The sequence below is a fragment of the Mesorhizobium sophorae genome (assembly GCF_002270415.1).
Taxonomy (GTDB): Bacteria; Pseudomonadota; Alphaproteobacteria; order Rhizobiales; family Rhizobiaceae; genus Mesorhizobium; species Mesorhizobium sophorae.
The window spans coordinates 157636-176417 of record NZ_NNRI01000008.1; the positions used below are offsets into that span (position 1 = coordinate 157636).

Here is an 18782-nt window from a genome sequence, read left to right on the forward strand (position 1 = left end):
AGATCTGTTCCACAGGCGAGCCCGGGTGGACGCCAGACGCCCACCTGGGATGATCTGAGCGGCTCTTGCGAACCGTCAGATCACGTAGGATCGGAGAGGCTCGAAGCCGTTGAAGGCGACCGCCGAGTAGGTGGTCGTGTAGGCACCGGTGCCTTCGATCAGCACCTCGTCGCCGATGGTCAGCGACAGGGGCAGCGGATAAGGCGTCTTCTCGTACATCACATCGGCCGAATCGCAGGTCGGTCCGGCGAGCACGCAAGGCGCGGTCTCCGTGCCGTCATGCGCGGTGACGATCGGGTAGCGGATCGCCTCGTCCATCGTTTCGGCCAGGCCGCCGAACTTGCCGATGTCGAGGAACACCCAGCGCACATTGTCGTTGGCGGCCTTCTTCGAGATCAGCACGACTTCCGACTTGATGACGCCGGCATTGCCAACCATGCCGCGGCCCGGCTCGATGATGGTTTCCGGAATGGCATTGCCGAAATGCTTGCGCAGCGCCGAGAAGATCGCCTGGCCATAGGCCTTGGCCGCCGGCACGTCACGCAGGTAGCGCGTCGGGAAGCCGCCGCCCATATTGACCATCTTGAGCACGATGCCTTCCTCGGCCAGCGTCGCGAACACCGTCTTGGCGTCGGCCAGCGCACGATCCCAGGCGGTCAGATCGGTCTGCTGCGAGCCGACATGGAACGACACGCCATAGGCGTCGAGGCCGAGCCCCTTGGCATGGCGCAGCACGTCGACGGCCATCGCCGGCACGCATCCGAACTTGCGCGACAGCGGCCACTCGGCGCCCTCGCCATCGGTCAGCACGCGGCAGAACACGCGCGCGCCAGGAGCGACGCGGGCGATCTTCTCGACCTCTTCGACGCAGTCGACCGCGAACAGGCGGATGCCGAGCTGGTAGGCGCGTGCGATGTCACGCTCCTTCTTGATGGTGTTGCCGAAGGAGATGCGGTCCGCCGGCGCACCGGCGTCCATCGCCATCTCGACTTCGGCAACGGAAGCGGTGTCGAAGGACGAGCCCATCGCAGCAAGGAGGCGCAGGATTTCCGGCGCCGGATTTGCTTTCACCGCATAGTAGATCTTGGAATCGGGCAGCGCCTTCTCGAACGCGCGGAAATTGTCGCGCACGACATCGAGGTCGACGACGAGGCAGGGGCCGGTTGGACGTCGGGTGGCGAGGAAGTCAAGGATACGCTGGGTAGCCATCGGGGTCTCTCCATCAGCGCCTTTCGGCGCGCAATAAGGCTGCGGGACGCGGGCTGCCGGCCTCGCGAACACGCGGTGGACAAAGGCGGGACGGAAATCCATGGAACCAGCCGGTGGAGACCCCGGAACCATGAAACGCCGTCTCGCGGCGGTGAACCTTGGCCTTGCCCGGCCTCGGTTCGCTTTGTCTGCCTTGGCTTGGATGGGAGACCCGTCCGCACTGCCGGCAATGAAGGTGTGCCTCTTCAGTAACCCCGGTCTTTGGACAACCGGCAGAACACCAGAAAGGCCCGCACCGTCGTTGCTTCAAGGTGTCCTCGGTCTGGCGGTTGGCCGCTAAACCGACTGGAGGGGTTGGCTCCAGTTACCTTACCGATTTCCCTCACCATTCGAGGATCGGCGGACACCCACAGGCACGTGCGACTTTGGGCAAGCGCGATATAAGAGCGTCGGCTTTCACAATCAATAAAAATCGCATCCAAGGTTGTAAAATTTCTGGCATCGAACAATGTTGGTGCAATCGTATCCGGATATCGAACGATGCCAGGCACGCACGGCCCCCTCAACGCCTTTCTCGACGTTCGCCAGATGCCGGTGGCACATGCCGAACTCGGACCGCTGGCTGGCTTGCGGCTGGCCGTCAAGGACATCTACGACGTCGCCGGCTACCGCACAGGTTGCGGCAATTTGCAGAAATTCTCCGAAAGCGACGCCGCCTCGCGCACCGCGCCGGCCGTGCAGATGATTCTCGATGCCGGCGCGCGTTTCGTGGGCAAGACCCAGACCGACGAACTTGCCTTCGCGCTGTTCGGTCAGAATGCGCATTTTTCGTTTCCGGTGAACCCGGCAGCTCCCGACCGCGTCACCGGCGGCTCGTCGTCGGGGTCGGCTGCGGCTGTGGCAGGCAGGCTGGCCGATATCGCCACCGGCTCCGACACCGGCGGCTCGATCCGCGCACCGGCGAGCTTTTGCGGGTTGATTGGTCTACGCACCACGCATGGCCGCATTTCGCTCGACGGCGCGATGAATCTGGCGCCGAGCTTCGACACGTTCGGCTGGTTCGCCGACGATATCGAGACCTACGAGACAGTGGGCAAGCTGCTGCTGGGCCGCGACCCGCACCAGCAAGCGTTGGAGCGCCCGCTGGCGCTGGACTGGCTGGATGGACTGGTCGCCCGCCCGGCACTTGCCGAATATGCTGGGATGAAGGCGCTGGCGAGCAAGGTTTTCGGCACGCCTGCGACCCCGGCGGCGCCCTTCGCCTCGTCTCCGGATGAACTCTACTGGTGCTTTCGCCGGCTCCAAGCCAGGGAAGCCTGGGCGGTGCATGGCGCATGGATCACCAGTGGCGAGCGCGACCTCGGCCCCGGCGTCGATGAACGTTTCGGCTTTGGTCGCGCCGTCGACGACCGCATGGCGCAGGCCGAGACGGTGCGCCGGCTGACCTTCAGCGCCGAACTGAGTGCCCTGCTCGGCAAGGACGGCTTCCTTGTCCTGCCGACGGTGCCTGGCCCGGCGCCCTACGTGGACAGCACGCCAGAGCAGTTCCAGGCCTATCGCGAGCAGGCGCTGCGGCTTCTGTGCCTGGCCGGCCTATCGGGTTTTCCGCAAATCACCTTGCCCATCGGCTCGGTCGCCGGCGCGCCGTTCGGCCTGTCGCTGCTTGGCCCTTCCGGCAGCGACATTGCCCTGATACGGCTCGGCCGGAAACTTCTCGACGCCGCACGAAAGGCCTGACCATGGACACACTGACCCGCATGCGTGCCTTCATCGATGTGGTCGAGGCCGAGGGCTTTTCGGCGGCGGCGCGCAAGATCGGCCGCTCCAAGGCATTGCTGTCGAAATATGTGCGCGAACTGGAGGACGAGCTCGGCGCGCTGCTGCTCAACCGCACCACAAGGCAGTTCTCGATGACCGAGGCCGGCCACACCTATTACCGGCGCGCCTCCGAGATCGTCCGCGAGGTCGACAGCCTGGCCGATGCAGTGCGCGAATCCTCAGGCGACGTGCGCGGCCGAATCAAACTTTCGGCGCCGCGCACCTTCGCCGATGCGCCGATCGGCCAGTCGCTGATCGACTTCGCCAAGCAATATCCCGACATCGTGCTCGACATCCAGCTCGACGACCGTTTCGTCGACCTTGTCGAGGAAGGCTTCGATCTCGCGGTGCGCATCTCGCGGCTGGAGAACTCGTCGCTGATCGCCAGGCGGCTGGCGCCGTTTTCGATAAGGCTATGCGCCTCTCCCGAACTGATCGCCAAGCACGGCATGCCGATGCGACCGCAGGATCTCGGCCGCATGCCCTGCATCGTCGACACCAATGGCCGTGGACTGAACAACTGGCCGTTCAAGGGCGAGAATGGCGATCCGGTGAGCGTCGCGGTGTCGGGTCCGATCGAGGTCAACAGCCCGATGACGGCGCGGGCCGCGGCCCTGGCGGGGCTCGGATTTTCCGTCCTGCCGGATTTCATCGCCGCGCCCGATCTCGAAAGCGGGCGGCTGGTAACGGTGCTCGATGACCGCATCCTGTCGGGCGGCGGCATTTTTGCCGTCTACCCGCACCGGCGCTACCTGCCGGCCAAGGTCCGCGTTTTCGTCGACTTTTTGGTGCAGTGGTTCAGGACGCGTGAGGCTGCCTGACCGTTCCAAGCCGCTGCCCGCTTTTGGGCGACGCGCACCAGCGGTCCCAATTTCGCCCCCTTTCTGATAACTCTCGACATCTCTCCGAGGCCGATGGAATCGCGACCGAGAATGGACCTGAAACGGCACGCAATCATGCTGGCTTCGGCCTTGACGGCGATCTTTGCCGCCACCGAACCGGCTTATGTGCATCCCCATGTCTTCGCCGAGGCTCGCCTTGACGTGATCCTCTCCCCGGATCACCAAAGTGTGAAGGCGCTGCGTCATCTCTGGCGCTTCGACGATCTGTTTTCCTCGACGGTGATGATGGAGTTCGACAAGAACTCCGACCTGAAGCTCGACGACAAGGAGCTGAAGGAGGTTGCCGACACCGTCCACGCCTCGCTGGCCGAGTTCAACTACTTCCAGCTCGTCACTGTCGACGGCAAGGACGTGGCGATGACGCCGCCACCGCATCTGATGGCCAACTTCGACAATGACCAACTGATCATCCTGTTCGAGTCCGAGCCGAAGGAGCCAATCAAGCTCAACGGCAAGATCGACATCGGCGTCTACGATCCGACTTTCTACACAGCGATCGATTTCACCGAGGACCGCAACATCACGGTTGAAGGCCTGCCGTCGAATTGCACCAGCAAGGTTATCCGTCCCGATCCGGACGAGGCGATCGCCGAAAACCAGAAAACCCTGACCGATGCCTTCTTCAACGATCCGACAGGCACCGACATGAGCAAGATCTTCGCCACCAAGCTCGAACTGAACTGTCAGCCAGAAGGATGAAGCCGGTGACGAAACCGTCCCTGCGTTTGGCATTCGGCCTGTTGGCCATCACCTTTGTCATGATGCATCTCGCCAGTTCCGCCCATGCCCAGAGTTCGCTCGGCATCGGCGTCAATGACGGCATGGCGCCCACCACCGGCCCATTCGCCCACATCCTGATGTGGATCAATCTGAGGCAGCAGGAATTTTACCGCGCACTGGCGACGGCGATGAAGGCGATGCGTCAGGACGGCAGCAAGCTGTGGGTGCTCATCGGCCTGTCCTTCGCCTACGGCATTTTCCACGCCGCCGGCCCCGGTCACGGCAAGGCGGTGATCTCGTCCTACATGGTGGCCAATGAAGTGGCGCTGCGGCGCGGCATCCTGTTGTCCTTCGTCTCGGCACTGCTGCAGGGCCTGACCGCGGTCGCAGTGATGGCGGTCGCCTATTTCGTCCTGCGCGGCACCGCCGTCTCGATGACCGATGCTGCCTGGTTCATGGAAATCATGAGCTTTGTTTTCGTCACCCTGTTCGGTGCCTGGCTGCTTTGGCGCAAGCTCGGCCCCTCCGTCCTGCGCCTGTTTGGCAGAGGCCCCGCCTACAGCCTGTCGGCGGCTCACGCCGGTCATTCCCATGCGGGTCATTCGCACGCCGGCCATTCGCATGCCGGCCACTCGCATGGTGGTCATTCGCATGCAGTGCATTCGCATGCTGACCATGACCATTCGGCGCATGCCCATTCGCACGCCCTGCACGTGCATGACGATCACGACCATGCGCATTCGCACGATCATCACGAGCACGGTGCGCATGATCATGGCGCACACGACCATGCTCATCACGATCATGCGGCCGGCGAGGTCTGCGACACCTGCGGCCATTCGCATGCGCCTGATCCGGCGCTGCTGTCTGGCGACCGCTTCGACTGGCGCACGGCCTGGTCGGCAGTGGCGGCTGTCGGCATCCGCCCCTGTTCCGGCGCGCTGATCGTCCTGAGCTTTGCACTTCTCAACGGGCTCTGGCTCGGTGGCCTGCTGTCAGTGCTGGCCATGTCGCTGGGTACCGCCATCACCGTCTCGGCGCTGGCCACCCTTGCGGTGACCGCCAAGAACTGGGCGGTGTATTTCGCCGGTGACGGCCGTATGGGCAACCGCATCCACTCGATCGTCGAGATCGGTGGCGCGGCGTTCGTCTTCCTGTTTGGGCTGTTGCTGCTGTCGGCGAGCCTGGCGACGGGTGGATGATGTTGCGGTTGGCGACGCTCCGGGTTTAACCCGCGATCTTGCCGCCCAGCTCATCCTCGATATGCGCGCGGACAATCTCGTCAAAGCTCTTCTCGGCGCTGAAGCCGAGCTCCCTTGACCGCCGCGCCTCGAACCGCGTCGGCCAGCCCTTGACGATCGCCCAGATCGTCTCGTCCGGCTCCTCGCGGATCAGCTTCACCACCTTCGATCCGGCGATGCGGTCCAGTGCCTCGATCTGCTCGCCGACTGTGACCGCGACGCCGGGCATGGTCAAATTGCGGCGCGGCCCGACAGCGTTGCCGTCGATCTCTGCCGCATGGATCAGGAAATTGACCGCCGAGCGCGGGCTGGCATGGGTGTGCACGACCGAGCGCGGCACCGGCAGGATTGCCTCATGGCCGCTCAACGGTTCGCGGATGATGCCGGAGAAGAAGCTGGAGGCTGCCTTGTTCGGCTTGCCTGGCCGCACGCAGATGGTTGGCAGCCGGATGCCGATGCCGTCGAAGAAGCCACGCCTGGAATAATCGGCGAGCAGTGCTTCGCTCATCTGCTTCTGGGTCCCGTAGGAGGTCAGCGGCGTCGGATGGAATTCATCCGGGATGACATCCGGAAACGGCGCGCCGAACACCGCGATCGACGAGGTGAAGACGACGCGCGGTGCAAAGCCCGCCAGGCGGATGGCATCGAACAGCGCCCGCGTGCCGTCGAGATTGACGCGGTAGCCGAGATCGAAATTCGCCTCCGCCTCGCCGGACACGATGCCGGCGAGATGAAAGACGACATCGGGGCGCGACGCGACCAGGCGCTCAGTGGCGCCCGTCTCGGCGAGATCGCCGGTGTGGATGGTGACGCTGACGCCGTCCATGGCCGGCGACTGCGGCGGCACGATGTCGTGCAGGTCGAGTGCTGCGATCTTGCGGCCGCGCAGCGTGCCGTCCTTGGCCAGCCGGGCAATGAGCTTGCGGCCGACCATGCCCGCGGCGCCAGTGATCAGAATACGCATGTCGAAATCCCTTACTTGCCCTGGTTCTTGCGCTGGTTGCGGGCCCGCAGCCAGAACACCGAGAAAAACGCCAGCACGAAGATGATGCCAAAGGCACCGGCCAGCACGGTCGAGTAACTGCCAAGTGCCAGCATCACGGTCGGCAGATAGAAGGCGGTGATACCGAACAGAAGCATGATCCACGCTGCCGCGATGGCAGCATTCCTGGTGTCGCGGTCCATCATGCTGCACCCGGGCAGCGGGTCTTCATCAGGCTGGTTTTCAAGGCTTAGGGACTCCTGGGGCAGGACCAATCGATATCAATCGATCAGGCCTGGTGATGATGGTCGTGATGCGCGGCCGCATCATGCTCGTGATCATGATCGTGGTCGTCGCCATCGTCGGCGCACTGTCCGAATTCCGGTTCCACGGTGGCATGGCTGATGCCGTGCTTGCTGGCAAGCCGCTTCTTGATGGTGCTCACCGCCTGATAGGCATCGACGCCTTCAGTAAGGCAGGCATGCAGCGTCGCCATGTTGCTCGTTCCGTCGAGCGACCAGACATGCATGTGGTGCACTTCACGCACTCCCTGGACCGTCGCCTCGATATCCCTGGCGATCAGATCGCGGTCGAGGCTCGGCGGCACGCCCTCGAGCAGGACATGGGCGGCGGCGCGCATCAGCGACCATGCTGTTGACAGGATCAGCAGCGAGACCAGGACCGACAGGATCGGGTCGATCGGCGTCCAGCCGGTCGCCAGGATCACCAGCGCGGCAACGATCGCCGCTGCCGAGCCGAGCAGGTCGCCGAGCACATGCAGGATGGCGCCCCGCATGTTCAGGCTTTCGCGGTCGCCGCCATGCAGCACGAGGAAGGAACCGATATTGACCAGCAGGCCGAGCACCGCCACCACCAGCATCGGTCCGCCGAGCACCGGGGACGGCGCCAGCAGGCGGCCCCACGCCTCGTAGACGATCCACAGCGCAATGACGAAGATGGCGATGCCGTTGGTGTAGGCGACCAGAGTCTTGACCCGGCCGAAGCCATAGGTGAGACGGCCGGTCGCCGGCCGGCCGGCAAGATGAAATGCATACCAGGCAAGGCCGAGCGCGATCGCATCGGCGAGCATGTGGCCGGCGTCCGCCAGCAGTGCCAGCGACCCGGTAAGAAGGCCGCCGAGCGCCTCGGCGACCATGAAGCCGCCGGTCAGGCAGGCTGCGATCAGGACCCGTTTCTTGTCGGTCGAGCCATGCACGTGGCCGGCGCCGTGATCGTGCCCGCTGTGATCGTCGGAATGGGTATGTGCCAATGGCAACTCCCGTTGCGCGCCGAATTCAGTTCACGCGCCAAATTCGGCGCGAAAATCCTCAAGCCGTCGCTTCTGCTGGCCGTCGCCATCGAAATTGGCCGGGTCGAGCCACGCTTCATAGGCTTGGCGTAGAGCCGGCCACTCCTTGTCGATGATCGAATACCATGCCGTATCGCGGTTTTCACCCTTGACGATGAGATGCTGGCGGAAAATGCCCTCGAACTTGAAGCCGAACCGTTCGGCCGCCCGCTTCGATGGCTCGTTGCGGTTGTTGCACTTCCACTCGTAACGACGATAGCCGAGTTCGTCGAAGATGTATTTCATGAACAGGAACTGCGCTTCGGTCGCCCCGGGTTTGCGCGAGATGAGCGGTCCCCAATAGATGTTGCCGATCTCGATGACGCCATAGGCAGGATCGATGCGCATCAGCGTCTGGCGTCCGGCGACCTTGCCGCTGGCCTTGTCGATGACGGTGAAGAACAGCGGATCTTCGCTTGCCTCGACCTTGTCCAGCCATGGCTGGAAGGCGGCACGTGTCTCCGGCGGATAATCGGGCAGCCAGGCGAAGCGGCCATCGACGTCGGACACGGAAGACGCTTCATACAGGCCGTCGCCATGTTTTGCGGCGCTCAGCGGTTCGAGCCGGACGGTGCGGCCGTCGATGGCCTTGCGCTCGGGCCGCGGACGCGGTTGCCAATCTTTGAGATTTTCCGACACCGAATGCTCCAATCCGTTTGACTTTTGCCGGCCAAGGCTCACAAAAACGCACGCCAACAGTAAGAACCACACGGACGGGAAAAATGCTCCACACGATTTCGGCCTTCGACCGTCTGGGCGAGGAAAACGCCTTCGCCGTGCTCGCGCGGGCGACAGCACTTGCGAGCCAAGGCCGCGACATCGTCAACCTCGGCATCGGCCAGCCCGACTTCAAGACGCCGCAGCACATCGTCGAGGCGGCGATCAAGGCGCTGCGTGACGGCCACCACGGCTACACGCCGGCCAATGGCCTGCTGGCGACGCGCGAGGCGGTTGTGCGGCGCACGCTGACCACCACCGGCGTCGAGATATCGCCTGAAACGGTGATGATCCTGCCCGGCGGCAAGCCGACCATGTTCGCCGCGATCCTGATGTTCGGCGAGCCCGGCGCCGAGATCCTCTATCCCGATCCCGGTTTTCCCATCTACCGCTCGATGATCGAATTCACCGGCGCGGCACCGATCCCGGTGCCGATGCGCGAGGAGAACGGCTTTGCCTTCTCCGCCGACGAGACGCTGGCGCTGATCACCTCGAAGACTAGGCTCTTGATCCTCAACTCGCCGGCCAACCCGACCGGCGGTGTCACGCCGCGCGTCGAGATCGAGAAACTGGTCAAGGGGCTGGAGAAGCACCCCGACGTCGCAATCCTCTCCGACGAGATCTACGACGTCATGACCTATGACGGCGAGACGCATTGCTCGCTGCTCGGCTTTCCCGAGATTCGCGACCGGCTGATCGTGCTCAACGGCTGGTCGAAGACCTGGGCGATGACCGGCTGGCGCATGGGCTGGTCGATCTGGCCGAATGGCGACGAAGGCGCCCATCTCTACGACAAGGTGCGCAAGCTGGCGGTCAATTGCTGGTCCTGCGTCAACGCGCCGAGCCAGTTCGCCGGCATTGCCGCCATCGACGGCCCGCAGGACGATGTCGACAAGATGATGCGCGCCTTCGACCGTCGCCGCAAGATTGTGGTCGAGGGGCTGAATGGCTTGCCCAACATCTCCTGCATCACGCCCAAGGGTGCCTTCTATGCCTTCCCCAACGTGTCGAAGACCGGCTGGAAGGCAAAAAAGCTCGCCTCGGCACTGCTCGACGAGGCCGGCGTGGCGCTGATCGGCGGTCCCGATTTCGGCATTCTCGGCGAGGGCTACATCAGGCTCTCCTACGCCAACTCCGAGGAGAACATCTTGCGGGCGCTGGAGCGGATCGGAACGTTCCTGGCGAAGTGAGGTTCGGCCCGCGCTGTCCATCGATATCCCCGACCGGAGAAAGTGACATCGGATGTTCTACGCAATCCTCGCCTATCACGTGGAAGATGCGATCAAGGCGTTGACGCCGCGGGAGGACGCGGCGCTGATGGCCGAGCTGCTGAAGATCAACACCCGGCTTCATGAGGAAGGCACGCTAGGACCGTCCGCGCGTCTGGCAGCGACGCAGGATGCCTTCACCCTGCGCGGCCCGGGTGACGGCGTGGTCATCGACGGCCCTTTCGCCGAGACCAAGGAACAATTGCTCGGGCTGTATGTCGTCGACTGCGCTACACGGGACGAGGCCATCGCGATCGCCCGCGACCTTCGCCGTGTCAATCCGACCGCCGTCTACGAGATCAGGCCCATTCTGCTTTTCAAGCCCGGCGCGCCGTTGGCGGGCAAATGAGCCAGCGGCGGAGGCCCTGCCAGCGTCCGCTGCTCACCCACGCCCCACAAACGGCATCTTGGTGGCCATCACCGTCATGAACAGCACATTGGCGTCGAGCGGCAGGCTGGCCATGTGGACGACGGCGTCGGCGACGCGCTGCACGTCCATCACCGCTTCGGCGGCGATCGAGCCGTTGGCCTGCGGCACGCCGACGGTCATCGGCTGCGCCATGTCGGTCAGCGCGTTGCCGATGTCGATCTGGCCGCAGGCGATGTCATAGGGCCGGCCGTCAAGCGCCAGCGTCTTGGTCAGGCCGGTGATGGCATGCTTGGTCGCCGTGTAGGGCACCGAGCCCGGGCGCGGCGCGTACGCCGACACCGAGCCGTTGTTGATGATGCGGCCACCCATCGGCCGTTGCTTGCGCATGGCGCCGAAGGCGGCGCGGGCGCACAGGAACGAACCGGTGAGATTGACGCCGACGATATCGTTCCAAACCTCGACCGGGATCTCGTCGATCGGCGTCGATTTGTAGCCCATACCGGCATTGTTGAAGAGCAGGTCGACGCGGCCGAAGGCCTCCGCAACCGTCTCGAACAGATCATCGACCTCGCCGGCCTTGCTGATGTCGCAGGCAACCGCCAGTGCCTTGGCCTCGGTCGGCCCGGCCTCGGCGACAGCGGCATCCAGCACGGATTTGCGGCGTCCGCAGAACACCGTGTTCCAGCCGGCCTTGAGAAGCGCCGTGGCGACGCTCTTGCCGATGCCCGTGCCGGCACCGGTGACGATGGCGGTTCTTTGCTCGGTCATGGCTGTTGTCCTCAAGCGGCGCTGCGTGTGCACGACTGATTTTCGGGGTTTGTCCTCAGGAGAGAAGGCATCGCAAATGACGGCAGCGATGGCAAGCCGAACCACCAGGGCCGGTCTCGAAAAATAGAATCCGGTTTTCGGAGAGGATCTGCTCAAACGAACGGACAGGGCCCGACAAAAAGGGCGGTCATTGGCGACCGCCCTGATCTGAACCGGGCTTGGGAGGAGGAAAAAACCGGTCCGACTGTGTAGAATCATGCGCTTCCTGAGTTAATGGAGGGTTAACCCCGGAAAGGCGATCTGTGCCGATTTGGGCTACCAGCGCGGATTGGGCGAAGTCCCTGCCTTGGCCGGCACCTTGGCTGCCGAAACCGTCGCCTCGACGTGATCGACCAGCGCATCCGGCAGACCAAGCCGGCCGGCAAGCAGATCGAGATAACCGCGCTCGGCGCGGGTGTCGGGATCGATGGTAAGGCGCGACGCGGTGTAGAGTTCGAGCTTCTGCGCATCGGTCTTGGCGCCGGCCACCAGCGCGTCGAGGTCGAGCGGGCTCTCCAGCTCCTTCATCAGGAATTTCTCGGCATCGGAGTCTAAGCCGGCAAGGCTGAGCTTTCCGGCGATCTTCTGGCGTTCGTCGTCGTCGATATGACCGTCGGCCTTGGCGGCCGAGATCATCGCCCGAATCAGGGTCAGCGTGAATTCGTCCTCGCCTTGCGGCGCCTGTGACGGGTGGAAGGCGGTGTCCTTGGGCGGCGGCAGCAATTCCGGTTCGCCGGTCGCGGGGCCTTCCGCCGGCGCGTTGCCGGCCTTGTAGTTCTGGTAGGCCTTGTAGGCGAGGCCGCCGATCGCGGCCAGTCCGCCAAGCTTCACGGCGGCGCCTGTCACCTCGCGGCCAGCACCAGTCCCGAGCAGCACGGCAGCGAGCGCGCCAGCGGCCAGCGGGTTGTCCTTGGCCATCTGCACGGCCTGGCCCGCCTTGTCGCGGACGGTGCCGCTGGTGCCGGGAATTTGCGAGCCGAGCAGATCGTCGAGAAGCTTCTTGGGATCGAACATTCAATGCCTCCAGGATTTGCCCGGCCGAACGGGCAGGTTTCGAACGCCGAAGAGGTAGGCCCCGCACTTTGACATTACAATGACGGATCCTTCGGGACAGATCCCTCGCGGCGAGTGGCCGAAGCCCGCATCAGGATCCGATATGCCGGCCCCTGCCCCGCACTTGCGCAAGTTCGACCTGGCGCTGACGCTCGGCGTAGCGCTGGCGGTCCTCGTCGGAACGCGCATCGAAACAATGCGGACATGATACGCCGGTGGCGAACTTCGGTGACGTCAGGTCGCCCGGCGTCAGCGGATGGCGGCAGGCGCGGCAGAGTTCGGCGTCGCCCTCGGCAAGGCCGTGCGACACCGAAACGCGTTCGTCGAACACGAAGCACTCGCCTTGCCACAGGCTCTGTTCGGCCGGAACCTCCTCCAGGTATTTGAGGATGCCCCCCTTGAGGTGGAAGACATCCTCGAAACCGAGCGACTTGACGTAGGCCGTCGCCTTTTCGCAGCGTATGCCGCCGGTGCAGAACATCGCCACCTTGCGGCCCTCGAGTTCCGCCCTGTGTGCTTCCACCCAGGCCGGGAACTCGCGAAAGCTTGCCGTTGCCGGATCGACCGCGCCCTTGAAGGTGCCGATCGACACCTCATAGGCGTTGCGCGTGTCGATGACGATCGTATCGGGCTCGGATATCAGCGCATTCCAGTCACCCGGCGCGACATAGGTGCCGGCGCTCGTCGCCGGGTCGATGTCGCCGACACCCATGGTGACGATCTCGCGCTTCAGCCGCACCTTCATGCGGTGGAACGGCGTTTCCGCTGCGCTGCTGTATTTGACCTCGAGGCCGGCGAGCCCGTCGATGGCTTCGAGATAATCGATGAGTTCGGCAATCGCCGTCTCGCTGCCGGCGACGGTACCGTTGATGCCCTCGCGCGCAAGAAGCAAGGTGCCCTTGATGCCACGCCCGCAACAGAAAGCGGCGAGCGGCGCGCGCAATTCGTCGAAGGCGTCGAGCCGGGCAAACCGGTAGAGCGCGGCGACACGGATGGGGCCAGTCGGCGTGGACAATGTCATTGCCAAGCCAACTAGACGCTCATGGCAGCCGATTCAAGGCGCACCGGCTTCGTCAGCCCGTCATCGTTTTGATGGCAATGGCCGCTATCGTCGCCCCACAGCGCGTGACATCGCGACACGCTTCGTTTCATGGACAGAAAAACACCCGTCTGCTAATCGGTTGAATTGTCCCACGATACGGAGAGACAGATGCCCAGCAAGACCGAAAAACTCCTGTCGCTCCTCAACGGCCAGCCGGTTATCCCGGTGCTGAAGATTGCCAATGTCGATGATGCCGTGCCGCTGGCCCGCGCTCTGGCGCGCGGCGGCCTGCCGGCAATCGAGATCACGCTCAGGACCGCCGACGCGCTGGAAGCGATCCGGCGGGTGGCGGCTGAGGTCGAGGACGCCATCGTCGGCGCCGGCACCATTCTCGATGCGCGACAATTCGAAGAGGCGGCGGCAGCGGGCTCGCGTTTCATCGTCAGCCCCGGCATCACCCGCGAGCTTCTGGCGGCAGCGGCCGACAGCGACGTTCCGCTGCTGCCTGGCGCAATCACGCCTGGCGAGATCATGGCCGCTCGGGAAGCCGGCCTGCGTTTCCTCAAATTCTTCCCGGCCGAGCAGTCGGGCGGCATCGCATCGCTGAAGGCCTTCGCCTCGCCGCTCGCCGATGTGAAATTCTGTCCGACCGGCGGCATCACCGGCAAAAACGCGGCCGAGTATCTCAGCCTGCCCAACGTCGTCTGCGTCGGCGGCTCCTGGGTGGCGCCTGACGACATGGTCAAGGCCGGTAAGTGGGACGAGATCGAGGCTCTCGCACGCGCGGCGAGCAAGCTGGCAAAATAGGGCTTTTTGTCTCGGCATGAAAAACCCGGCCGACTTGCGTCGACCGGGTTCTGCCGATTGAGTTTCGTGCCGATCAGTTGCAGACCCTGATCTTTTCCACGACCTTGCGGTGGTGAGCCCAATGCGTGACCACCTTGGTCCGGCAGTGCTTCCTCATCATGTGCATATGGTCGTGGGTCTTCACGACAACGGTCTCTGCCTGCGCGGGAGCGATGGCCGCTGAAGCAGTTGCCAAAGCAATGACCGATGCCAGTAGAATGTTCTTCATGGATATCCCCGGGTTTGAACGAACACGGGAGAAACCCTTGAAGGACTGAGCAAGTTCCAAGCTCACGGCAATGTCAGACCGGCGTGATCGCGGCCAATGGCGGCGGCGCCATTGGCCCCGCCCGCGCAACAAAAAAGCCGCGCGGGTTGCCCGACGCGGCTTTGTCGATCGACTGGGCGCTTACTTGGTCTGGAAGCGGGCGACCGACAGGAACTTGACTGCGTTGCCGGTGAAGCGGTTGGCATCGGCCATCTGGTCGCCCGACTGGAAGCCAGCCGTGTAGACCTCGCTCGGCGGCGTATGCACGATGCTGTAGGCGTAACCCGGTGCTGTCGTGGCGCTTGAAACGGTGGCGACATGTTCGCCGCTGGTCAGCGCCCAGCGGGCGGCCTGCGGCGCGGCGGCAACCACCATGGCCTTGGGACCAGGCTTCAAGTCGCGGGCGGTGGCTCTCGATTCCTTGCGGGTCGTCTTGACGCCAGCGCCGATCGCGGCGGCCGGATCGGTGCCGGCCGGGCGGGCAACGACAGCCTCACGCGGCGATGCGGCATCGGCGCCCGACGGATCGTTGAAGGCCGAACGCGCCTCGGACAAGGACAAGGAAGCGACCTGGTACGCGTCGGCCGCAGCACCGGCCCGGGCATTGGCCTCGTCGAGCACGGCCTTCACCTCGTCCGGCCTGGCTATGTCGGGCCGCGCGCTGGGCAGCGCCGAGAGGGCGTCGGTCGCGGCGCTGCCGCGCTCAGCCGTATCCGCCAGCGCCATCAGCACGTCGTTGCTGGGCGGCGGCGCCAGAGCGGCCGGCAGCGAATTGTCGGGGCGCCATGTCGGCAACGGTACGTTGTTGACGGCGACCTGTGCCGGGGCCGGGGCCGGAGCGGCCGACGGATCGGCCATGCCGAAAGGCACGTTCGCCGGCGCATGTGCTGTCGCCACGGCCTGCTCGGTGGTGGTTGCCGCATCCGAGGTCGCTGTCGCATCCGCCATGGCAAAAGGAACGTTCTCAGGCGACTGGGCACCGACATCGGCCTTCGGCCGCGGTGCAAAATCAGGCAGCGGAATGCTGCGGGCCGGCAGCGCCGCGATGATCGTCTCCGGCGTATCCTTTTCCGGCTCCGGAGCCTGCTCCTCGGCCACCTGCGGAATCTCCGCGCGCTTGGCATTCTCCGGCGCCACGATGGCGATGCCCGGGAGGTTGCTGGTCTTGGCTGTCGTGGCCGGCTGCAGATTTCTAGCCTTGGGCGGAGGTGCCGCGGAAGCGGTCTCGACATCGGCGCTGTCGTCGGCCTCGTCGTCGCCGCCCCCGCCAAAGAAAGCCGACAGGAACCCACCTGATTTCTTGCTGCTGCCGCCGGCGCTGGCCAGTTCGATGGCCGGCGCGCCCGCACCCTTGCGCGCCTTGTAGGAGGCGAGCGCCTGCTCAAAGCCTGGCAGCGGCCTGCCGTCGCTCGGCACATGCAGCGTCTTGCCATTGGGGAACAGGCTGACCAGTTCCTGGCGGCTGATACCGGGCCAGTGACGCACATTGCCGACATCCATATGGACGAACGGCGAACCGGATGTCGGATAGTAGCCGACGCCGCCACCCTGCATCTTGAGGCCGATGTTGCGCAGCTTCTTCAGCGGCACGCCAGGAATGTAGAAGTCCATCGCCTTGCCGAGCATGTGCTGGCTTTTCTCTGCGACGCCCCTGCTGCGGCTGCGCAGCATCGAGTTCGTCGACGGCGAGCGATAGCCGCAGACGACCTGGATGTAGTCCGTGGCACCGCTTTCCCGATAGGCTTCCCAGACCAGATCCAGCAGGCGCGGATCCATCTTGGTCGGCTCGTTGCGGCGCCAGTCGCGCAGGATGATGTTGATCTTCCTCAGACCCTCCGGAACGTAGCGGCCATTGCGCTTGTAGACGATCTCGGCCTTCTCGTGCGTATGGAGGTGATAGAGCTTCAGCGAACGTGTTTCGGCGCTGGCGCCAGTTGCAGCCGCGGCAACAAAACCAAATGCGACAATCAACACCGCCAGCCATTTCGGCCAGACGCTCACGTGATGGTGCCGCCCGTTTGTGTGTCGTTCGATTCTGTTCAAATCAAAAGGCCCTGCAGGCTGCCGTTTGTCCCCGGATTTGTCCAAACGGATGTGTCGTTATCACATCCGAATATCGATCCTAATGGTTAATCATCGCTTATTGAAGCCAAAATGCGGTAACACCGTGGCGATATCCCGTCAAAAATTGTTCACCGGTTTTCTTGGTAAACCGCTGGTTTAGATCATGTTTCCGCCTTTGTCCGAAACACGATCTGTTACCGTCAGCCTTAATGCGTGAACAGGTCTGTCCATAGGCCGCCACATTCCCGCCGAAACCCGATATAGGGCGGATTCTGGCATTGGAAGCTGGCTCCGGCCTTGCGTCCGAAGCATGAATCCCGAACCGAAGCTCGGCAAAGCGATGGTGGAAACTGGTTTTCGGGAGAGATTATGCGCTCCAGGGTGTGTCGAGATTGAGGTCAGGCTGGCATCACCTGATTCTCAACACACCTAGGAAGCGAGCCGGTCGACGCGGCCGGTCTCCGGGTCGATGCCGTATTCCTTGAGCTTCCGGTAAAGCGTCGACCGGCCGATGCCGAGGCGGCGGGCGACTTCGCTCATCTGGCCGTTATAGTGGTCGATGGCGAGCTTGATCATCTCGAGTTCGACATCGGCCAGAGCGCGCACATTGCCGCGTTCGTCGAGCGCCCGCAACGTGCCGAAGCGAGGCTGCAGCCTGGCCAGCGGATCAGGCTCAATCGCCAAGACAGCCTCGCCTGACGAGACTTCCTCCTCGCCCGGCTCCGTGTCCAGCGGCAAGGACGCAGACGGCGACACGCCGTCGGCGTCGAGATTGACCGTGCCTTCCACCTGCGCCCGGATCTGCGGGAAGTCCTCGGTGGTCAGCACATCGCCTTCGCAAAGCACCGAAGCCCGGAAGACGGCATTTTCGAGCTGCCGGATGTTTCCCGGCCAGTCATAGGCCTGCAGCACGGCAAGGGCCGCGGCCGAAATGCCTTGCAGGCGATGACGCGGGTCGGCTGGCGCCACCTTCTCCATGAAATGCGTGACCAGATAGGGGATGTCGTCGCGGCGGTCGCGCAGCGGCGGCACGAAGATCGGGTAGACGTTCAGCCGATAGAACAGATCTTCGCGGAACTTGCCGTCCTTGACCTGCTGCAGGAGGTTGCGGTGCGTCGCCGAAATCAGCCTGATGTCGACCCTGACCGTCGAGCGTCCGCCGACCGGGTCGACCTCGCCGTCCTGCACGGCGCGCAGCAGCTTGACCTGCACGTCGAGCGGCAGGTCGCCGATCTCGTCGAGAAACAGCGTTCCCGAATGCGCCTCGACGAACTTGCCGGTGTGTTTCTCGGTGGCGCCGGTGAACGAGCCCTTTTCATGGCCGAACAGGATCGATTCGACCAGATTGTCGGGAATGGCGCCGCAATTGACGGTGACGAAGGGTTTCGAGCGGCGGTCGCCGCTGCCCTGGATGGCGCGCGCCACCAGTTCCTTGCCGACGCCGGACTCGCCCTCGATCAAGATCGGGATATTGGATGCCGCCGCCTTCTGGCCGAGGCGGATCACCCTGTCCATGGCCGGGCTGTGCGTGACCATGTCCTTGAAGGTCAAAAGCCCGCCACGCCGGCGCGACGTACGCTTGACCTCGCCCTCGACCGCCTCGACCTTGAGCGCATTGGCGATCGACGCCTGCAGCCTGTCGGGAGAGGCCGGCTTGACGACGAAATCGAAGGCGCCGTGACGCATTGCCGAAACCACGGTCTCGATGCCGCCCTGGGCGGTCTGCACGATGGTCGGGACATTTATGTCGCGCTCGCGCATCGCCTTCAGCACGCCGATGCCGTCGAGACCGGGCATGACCAGATCGAGGATGACCACCGAAACTTCGCGGGCGCCGGGCCCGTCGAGGACATCGAGTGCGGCCGCGCCGCCGTCGACGACGGTTGCCGCATGGCCGAACCGCGTCACGGCTGCTTCGAGCAACCGGCGCTGCACGGGATCGTCATCGACTATGAGTATGGAACCTGTCATGACTGGTACGACTATGCCCGCCCGAGGAATTCTGCCCTGTGGACCATCTTGGCACAGGGTTCTAAATAAGGTTTCAAAAAACCCGGTGAATGAATTCCTTAGGATTTGACCGGCTTCTCGTTTCCCCTTTGAACCTCGGCCACGGAAGGTATCGGC

At 64.0% G+C, this 18782-nt stretch carries 18 protein-coding genes; 7 read left to right on the plus strand and 11 right to left on the minus strand.

The genetic code is table 11. The features are described from left to right. Positions 1-75 precede the first annotated feature (75 nt). Positions 76-1209 (minus strand): ornithine/lysine decarboxylase, encoded by a 1134-nt coding sequence (gene odc2, locus CGZ66_RS12945; RefSeq protein WP_095084541.1) that lies wholly within the window; start codon positions 1207-1209, stop codon positions 76-78. Between the two features lie 540 nt (positions 1210-1749). Here odc2 and CGZ66_RS12950 point away from each other — a divergent pair. From CGZ66_RS12950 to CGZ66_RS12965, 4 genes are all read left to right on the plus strand, one after another. Then, positions 1750-2946: an amidase gene (locus CGZ66_RS12950; RefSeq protein WP_095084542.1), complete on the plus strand. Its 1197-nt coding sequence runs from the start codon at positions 1750-1752 to the stop codon at positions 2944-2946. 2 nt (positions 2947-2948) lie between these two features. Further along, positions 2949-3848: a LysR family transcriptional regulator gene (locus CGZ66_RS12955; protein WP_095084543.1), complete on the plus strand. Its 900-nt coding sequence runs from the start codon at positions 2949-2951 to the stop codon at positions 3846-3848. Positions 3849-3959: 111 nt separating this feature from the next. Further along, positions 3960-4628, plus strand: coding sequence for a DUF1007 family protein (locus CGZ66_RS12960; protein WP_095084544.1), 669 nt, complete (start codon positions 3960-3962; stop codon positions 4626-4628). Next, entirely contained in the window at positions 4625-5851 is a 1227-nt protein-coding gene (locus CGZ66_RS12965) for a nickel/cobalt transporter (protein WP_095084545.1), read from the plus strand. Before CGZ66_RS12960 ends, CGZ66_RS12965 begins: the two co-directional genes overlap by 4 nt. Positions 5852-5876: 25 nt before the next feature. Here the strand turns inward: CGZ66_RS12965 and denD are convergent, their stop codons facing one another. From denD to CGZ66_RS12985, 4 genes are all read right to left on the minus strand, one after another. Continuing rightward, a complete protein-coding gene (gene denD, locus CGZ66_RS12970; RefSeq protein WP_095084546.1) occupies positions 5877-6854 on the minus strand; it encodes a D-erythronate dehydrogenase in 978 nt (325 codons plus the stop codon). 11 nt (positions 6855-6865) lie between these two features. Continuing rightward, a complete protein-coding gene (locus tag CGZ66_RS12975; RefSeq protein ID WP_095084547.1) occupies positions 6866-7078 on the minus strand; it encodes a hypothetical protein in 213 nt (70 codons plus the stop codon). A gap of 83 nt (positions 7079-7161) precedes the next feature. After that, entirely contained in the window at positions 7162-8142 is a 981-nt protein-coding gene (locus CGZ66_RS12980) for a cation diffusion facilitator family transporter (protein ID WP_095084548.1), read from the minus strand. 30 nt (positions 8143-8172) lie between these two features. Next, positions 8173-8859 carry a GNAT family N-acetyltransferase gene (locus CGZ66_RS12985; protein ID WP_095084980.1) on the minus strand — a complete coding sequence of 229 codons (687 nt, stop codon included), beginning with the start codon at positions 8857-8859 and terminating at the stop codon, positions 8173-8175. Positions 8860-8942: 83 nt separating this feature from the next. Here CGZ66_RS12985 and CGZ66_RS12990 point away from each other — a divergent pair, with 83 nt between their 5' ends. Together CGZ66_RS12990 and CGZ66_RS12995 are read left to right on the plus strand one after the other, a co-directional pair. Further along, complete coding sequence (locus CGZ66_RS12990; RefSeq protein ID WP_095084549.1) at positions 8943-10127, plus strand: pyridoxal phosphate-dependent aminotransferase; 1185 nt, start codon at positions 8943-8945, stop codon at positions 10125-10127. Between the two features lie 52 nt (positions 10128-10179). Next, positions 10180-10554, plus strand: coding sequence for a YciI family protein (locus CGZ66_RS12995; protein WP_095084550.1), 375 nt, complete (start codon positions 10180-10182; stop codon positions 10552-10554). Between the two features lie 33 nt (positions 10555-10587). On the opposite strand, the gene CGZ66_RS13000 is transcribed toward CGZ66_RS12995, so the two are convergent. The 3 genes from CGZ66_RS13000 to trhO form a co-directional block, all read right to left on the minus strand. Continuing rightward, positions 10588-11343 carry an SDR family oxidoreductase gene (locus CGZ66_RS13000; RefSeq protein WP_095084551.1) on the minus strand — a complete coding sequence of 252 codons (756 nt, stop codon included), beginning with the start codon at positions 11341-11343 and terminating at the stop codon, positions 10588-10590. Positions 11344-11658: 315 nt separating this feature from the next. After that, the gene (locus tag CGZ66_RS13005; RefSeq protein WP_095084552.1) at positions 11659-12396 is read right to left on the minus strand and encodes a tellurite resistance TerB family protein; all 738 of its coding nucleotides are present in this window, start codon (positions 12394-12396) and stop codon (positions 11659-11661) included. 130 nt (positions 12397-12526) lie between these two features. Then, the gene (gene trhO, locus CGZ66_RS13010) at positions 12527-13456 is read right to left on the minus strand and encodes an oxygen-dependent tRNA uridine(34) hydroxylase TrhO (RefSeq protein ID WP_095084553.1); all 930 of its coding nucleotides are present in this window, start codon (positions 13454-13456) and stop codon (positions 12527-12529) included. A gap of 189 nt (positions 13457-13645) precedes the next feature. On the opposite strand from trhO, the gene CGZ66_RS13015 reads away from it, so the two are divergent. Further along, positions 13646-14284: a 2-dehydro-3-deoxy-phosphogluconate aldolase gene (locus CGZ66_RS13015; RefSeq protein ID WP_095084554.1), complete on the plus strand. Its 639-nt coding sequence runs from the start codon at positions 13646-13648 to the stop codon at positions 14282-14284. A 73-nt stretch (positions 14285-14357) separates the two neighbouring features. On the opposite strand, the gene CGZ66_RS13020 is transcribed toward CGZ66_RS13015, so the two are convergent. The 3 genes from CGZ66_RS13020 to CGZ66_RS13030 form a co-directional block, all read right to left on the minus strand. Continuing rightward, positions 14358-14552: a hypothetical protein gene (locus CGZ66_RS13020; RefSeq protein WP_095084555.1), complete on the minus strand. Its 195-nt coding sequence runs from the start codon at positions 14550-14552 to the stop codon at positions 14358-14360. 180 nt (positions 14553-14732) lie between these two features. Continuing rightward, positions 14733-16592, minus strand: coding sequence for a peptidoglycan L,D-endopeptidase MepK (locus tag CGZ66_RS13025; protein ID WP_095084556.1), 1860 nt, complete (start codon positions 16590-16592; stop codon positions 14733-14735). A 492-nt stretch (positions 16593-17084) separates the two neighbouring features. After that, positions 17085-18626: a sigma-54-dependent transcriptional regulator gene (locus CGZ66_RS13030; RefSeq protein WP_095084557.1), complete on the minus strand. Its 1542-nt coding sequence runs from the start codon at positions 18624-18626 to the stop codon at positions 17085-17087. Between the last annotated feature and the right edge of the window lie 156 nt (positions 18627-18782).

Excerpts from the sequence above, each read along its gene's own strand:
- odc2 (WP_095084541.1), bottom strand. The coding sequence starts at position 1,209 with ATGGCTACCCAGCGTATCCTTGACTTCCTCGCCACCCGACGTCCAACC.
- CGZ66_RS12950 (WP_095084542.1), top strand. The coding sequence starts at position 1,750 with ATGCCAGGCACGCACGGCCCCCTCAACGCCTTTCTCGACGTTCGCCAG.
- CGZ66_RS12955 (WP_095084543.1), top strand. The coding sequence starts at position 2,949 with ATGGACACACTGACCCGCATGCGTGCCTTCATCGATGTGGTCGAGGCC.
- CGZ66_RS12960 (WP_095084544.1), top strand. The coding sequence starts at position 3,960 with ATGGACCTGAAACGGCACGCAATCATGCTGGCTTCGGCCTTGACGGCG.
- CGZ66_RS12965 (WP_095084545.1), top strand. The coding sequence starts at position 4,625 with ATGAAGCCGGTGACGAAACCGTCCCTGCGTTTGGCATTCGGCCTGTTG.
- denD (WP_095084546.1), bottom strand. The coding sequence starts at position 6,854 with ATGCGTATTCTGATCACTGGCGCCGCGGGCATGGTCGGCCGCAAGCTC.
- CGZ66_RS12975 (WP_095084547.1), bottom strand. The coding sequence starts at position 7,078 with ATGATGGACCGCGACACCAGGAATGCTGCCATCGCGGCAGCGTGGATC.
- CGZ66_RS12990 (WP_095084549.1), top strand. The coding sequence starts at position 8,943 with ATGCTCCACACGATTTCGGCCTTCGACCGTCTGGGCGAGGAAAACGCC.
- CGZ66_RS12995 (WP_095084550.1), top strand. The coding sequence starts at position 10,180 with ATGTTCTACGCAATCCTCGCCTATCACGTGGAAGATGCGATCAAGGCG.
- CGZ66_RS13000 (WP_095084551.1), bottom strand. The coding sequence starts at position 11,343 with ATGACCGAGCAAAGAACCGCCATCGTCACCGGTGCCGGCACGGGCATC.
- CGZ66_RS13005 (WP_095084552.1), bottom strand. The coding sequence starts at position 12,396 with ATGTTCGATCCCAAGAAGCTTCTCGACGATCTGCTCGGCTCGCAAATT.
- trhO (WP_095084553.1), bottom strand. The coding sequence starts at position 13,456 with ATGACATTGTCCACGCCGACTGGCCCCATCCGTGTCGCCGCGCTCTAC.
- CGZ66_RS13015 (WP_095084554.1), top strand. The coding sequence starts at position 13,646 with ATGCCCAGCAAGACCGAAAAACTCCTGTCGCTCCTCAACGGCCAGCCG.
- CGZ66_RS13020 (WP_095084555.1), bottom strand. The coding sequence starts at position 14,552 with ATGAAGAACATTCTACTGGCATCGGTCATTGCTTTGGCAACTGCTTCA.
- CGZ66_RS13030 (WP_095084557.1), bottom strand. The coding sequence starts at position 18,626 with ATGACAGGTTCCATACTCATAGTCGATGACGATCCCGTGCAGCGCCGG.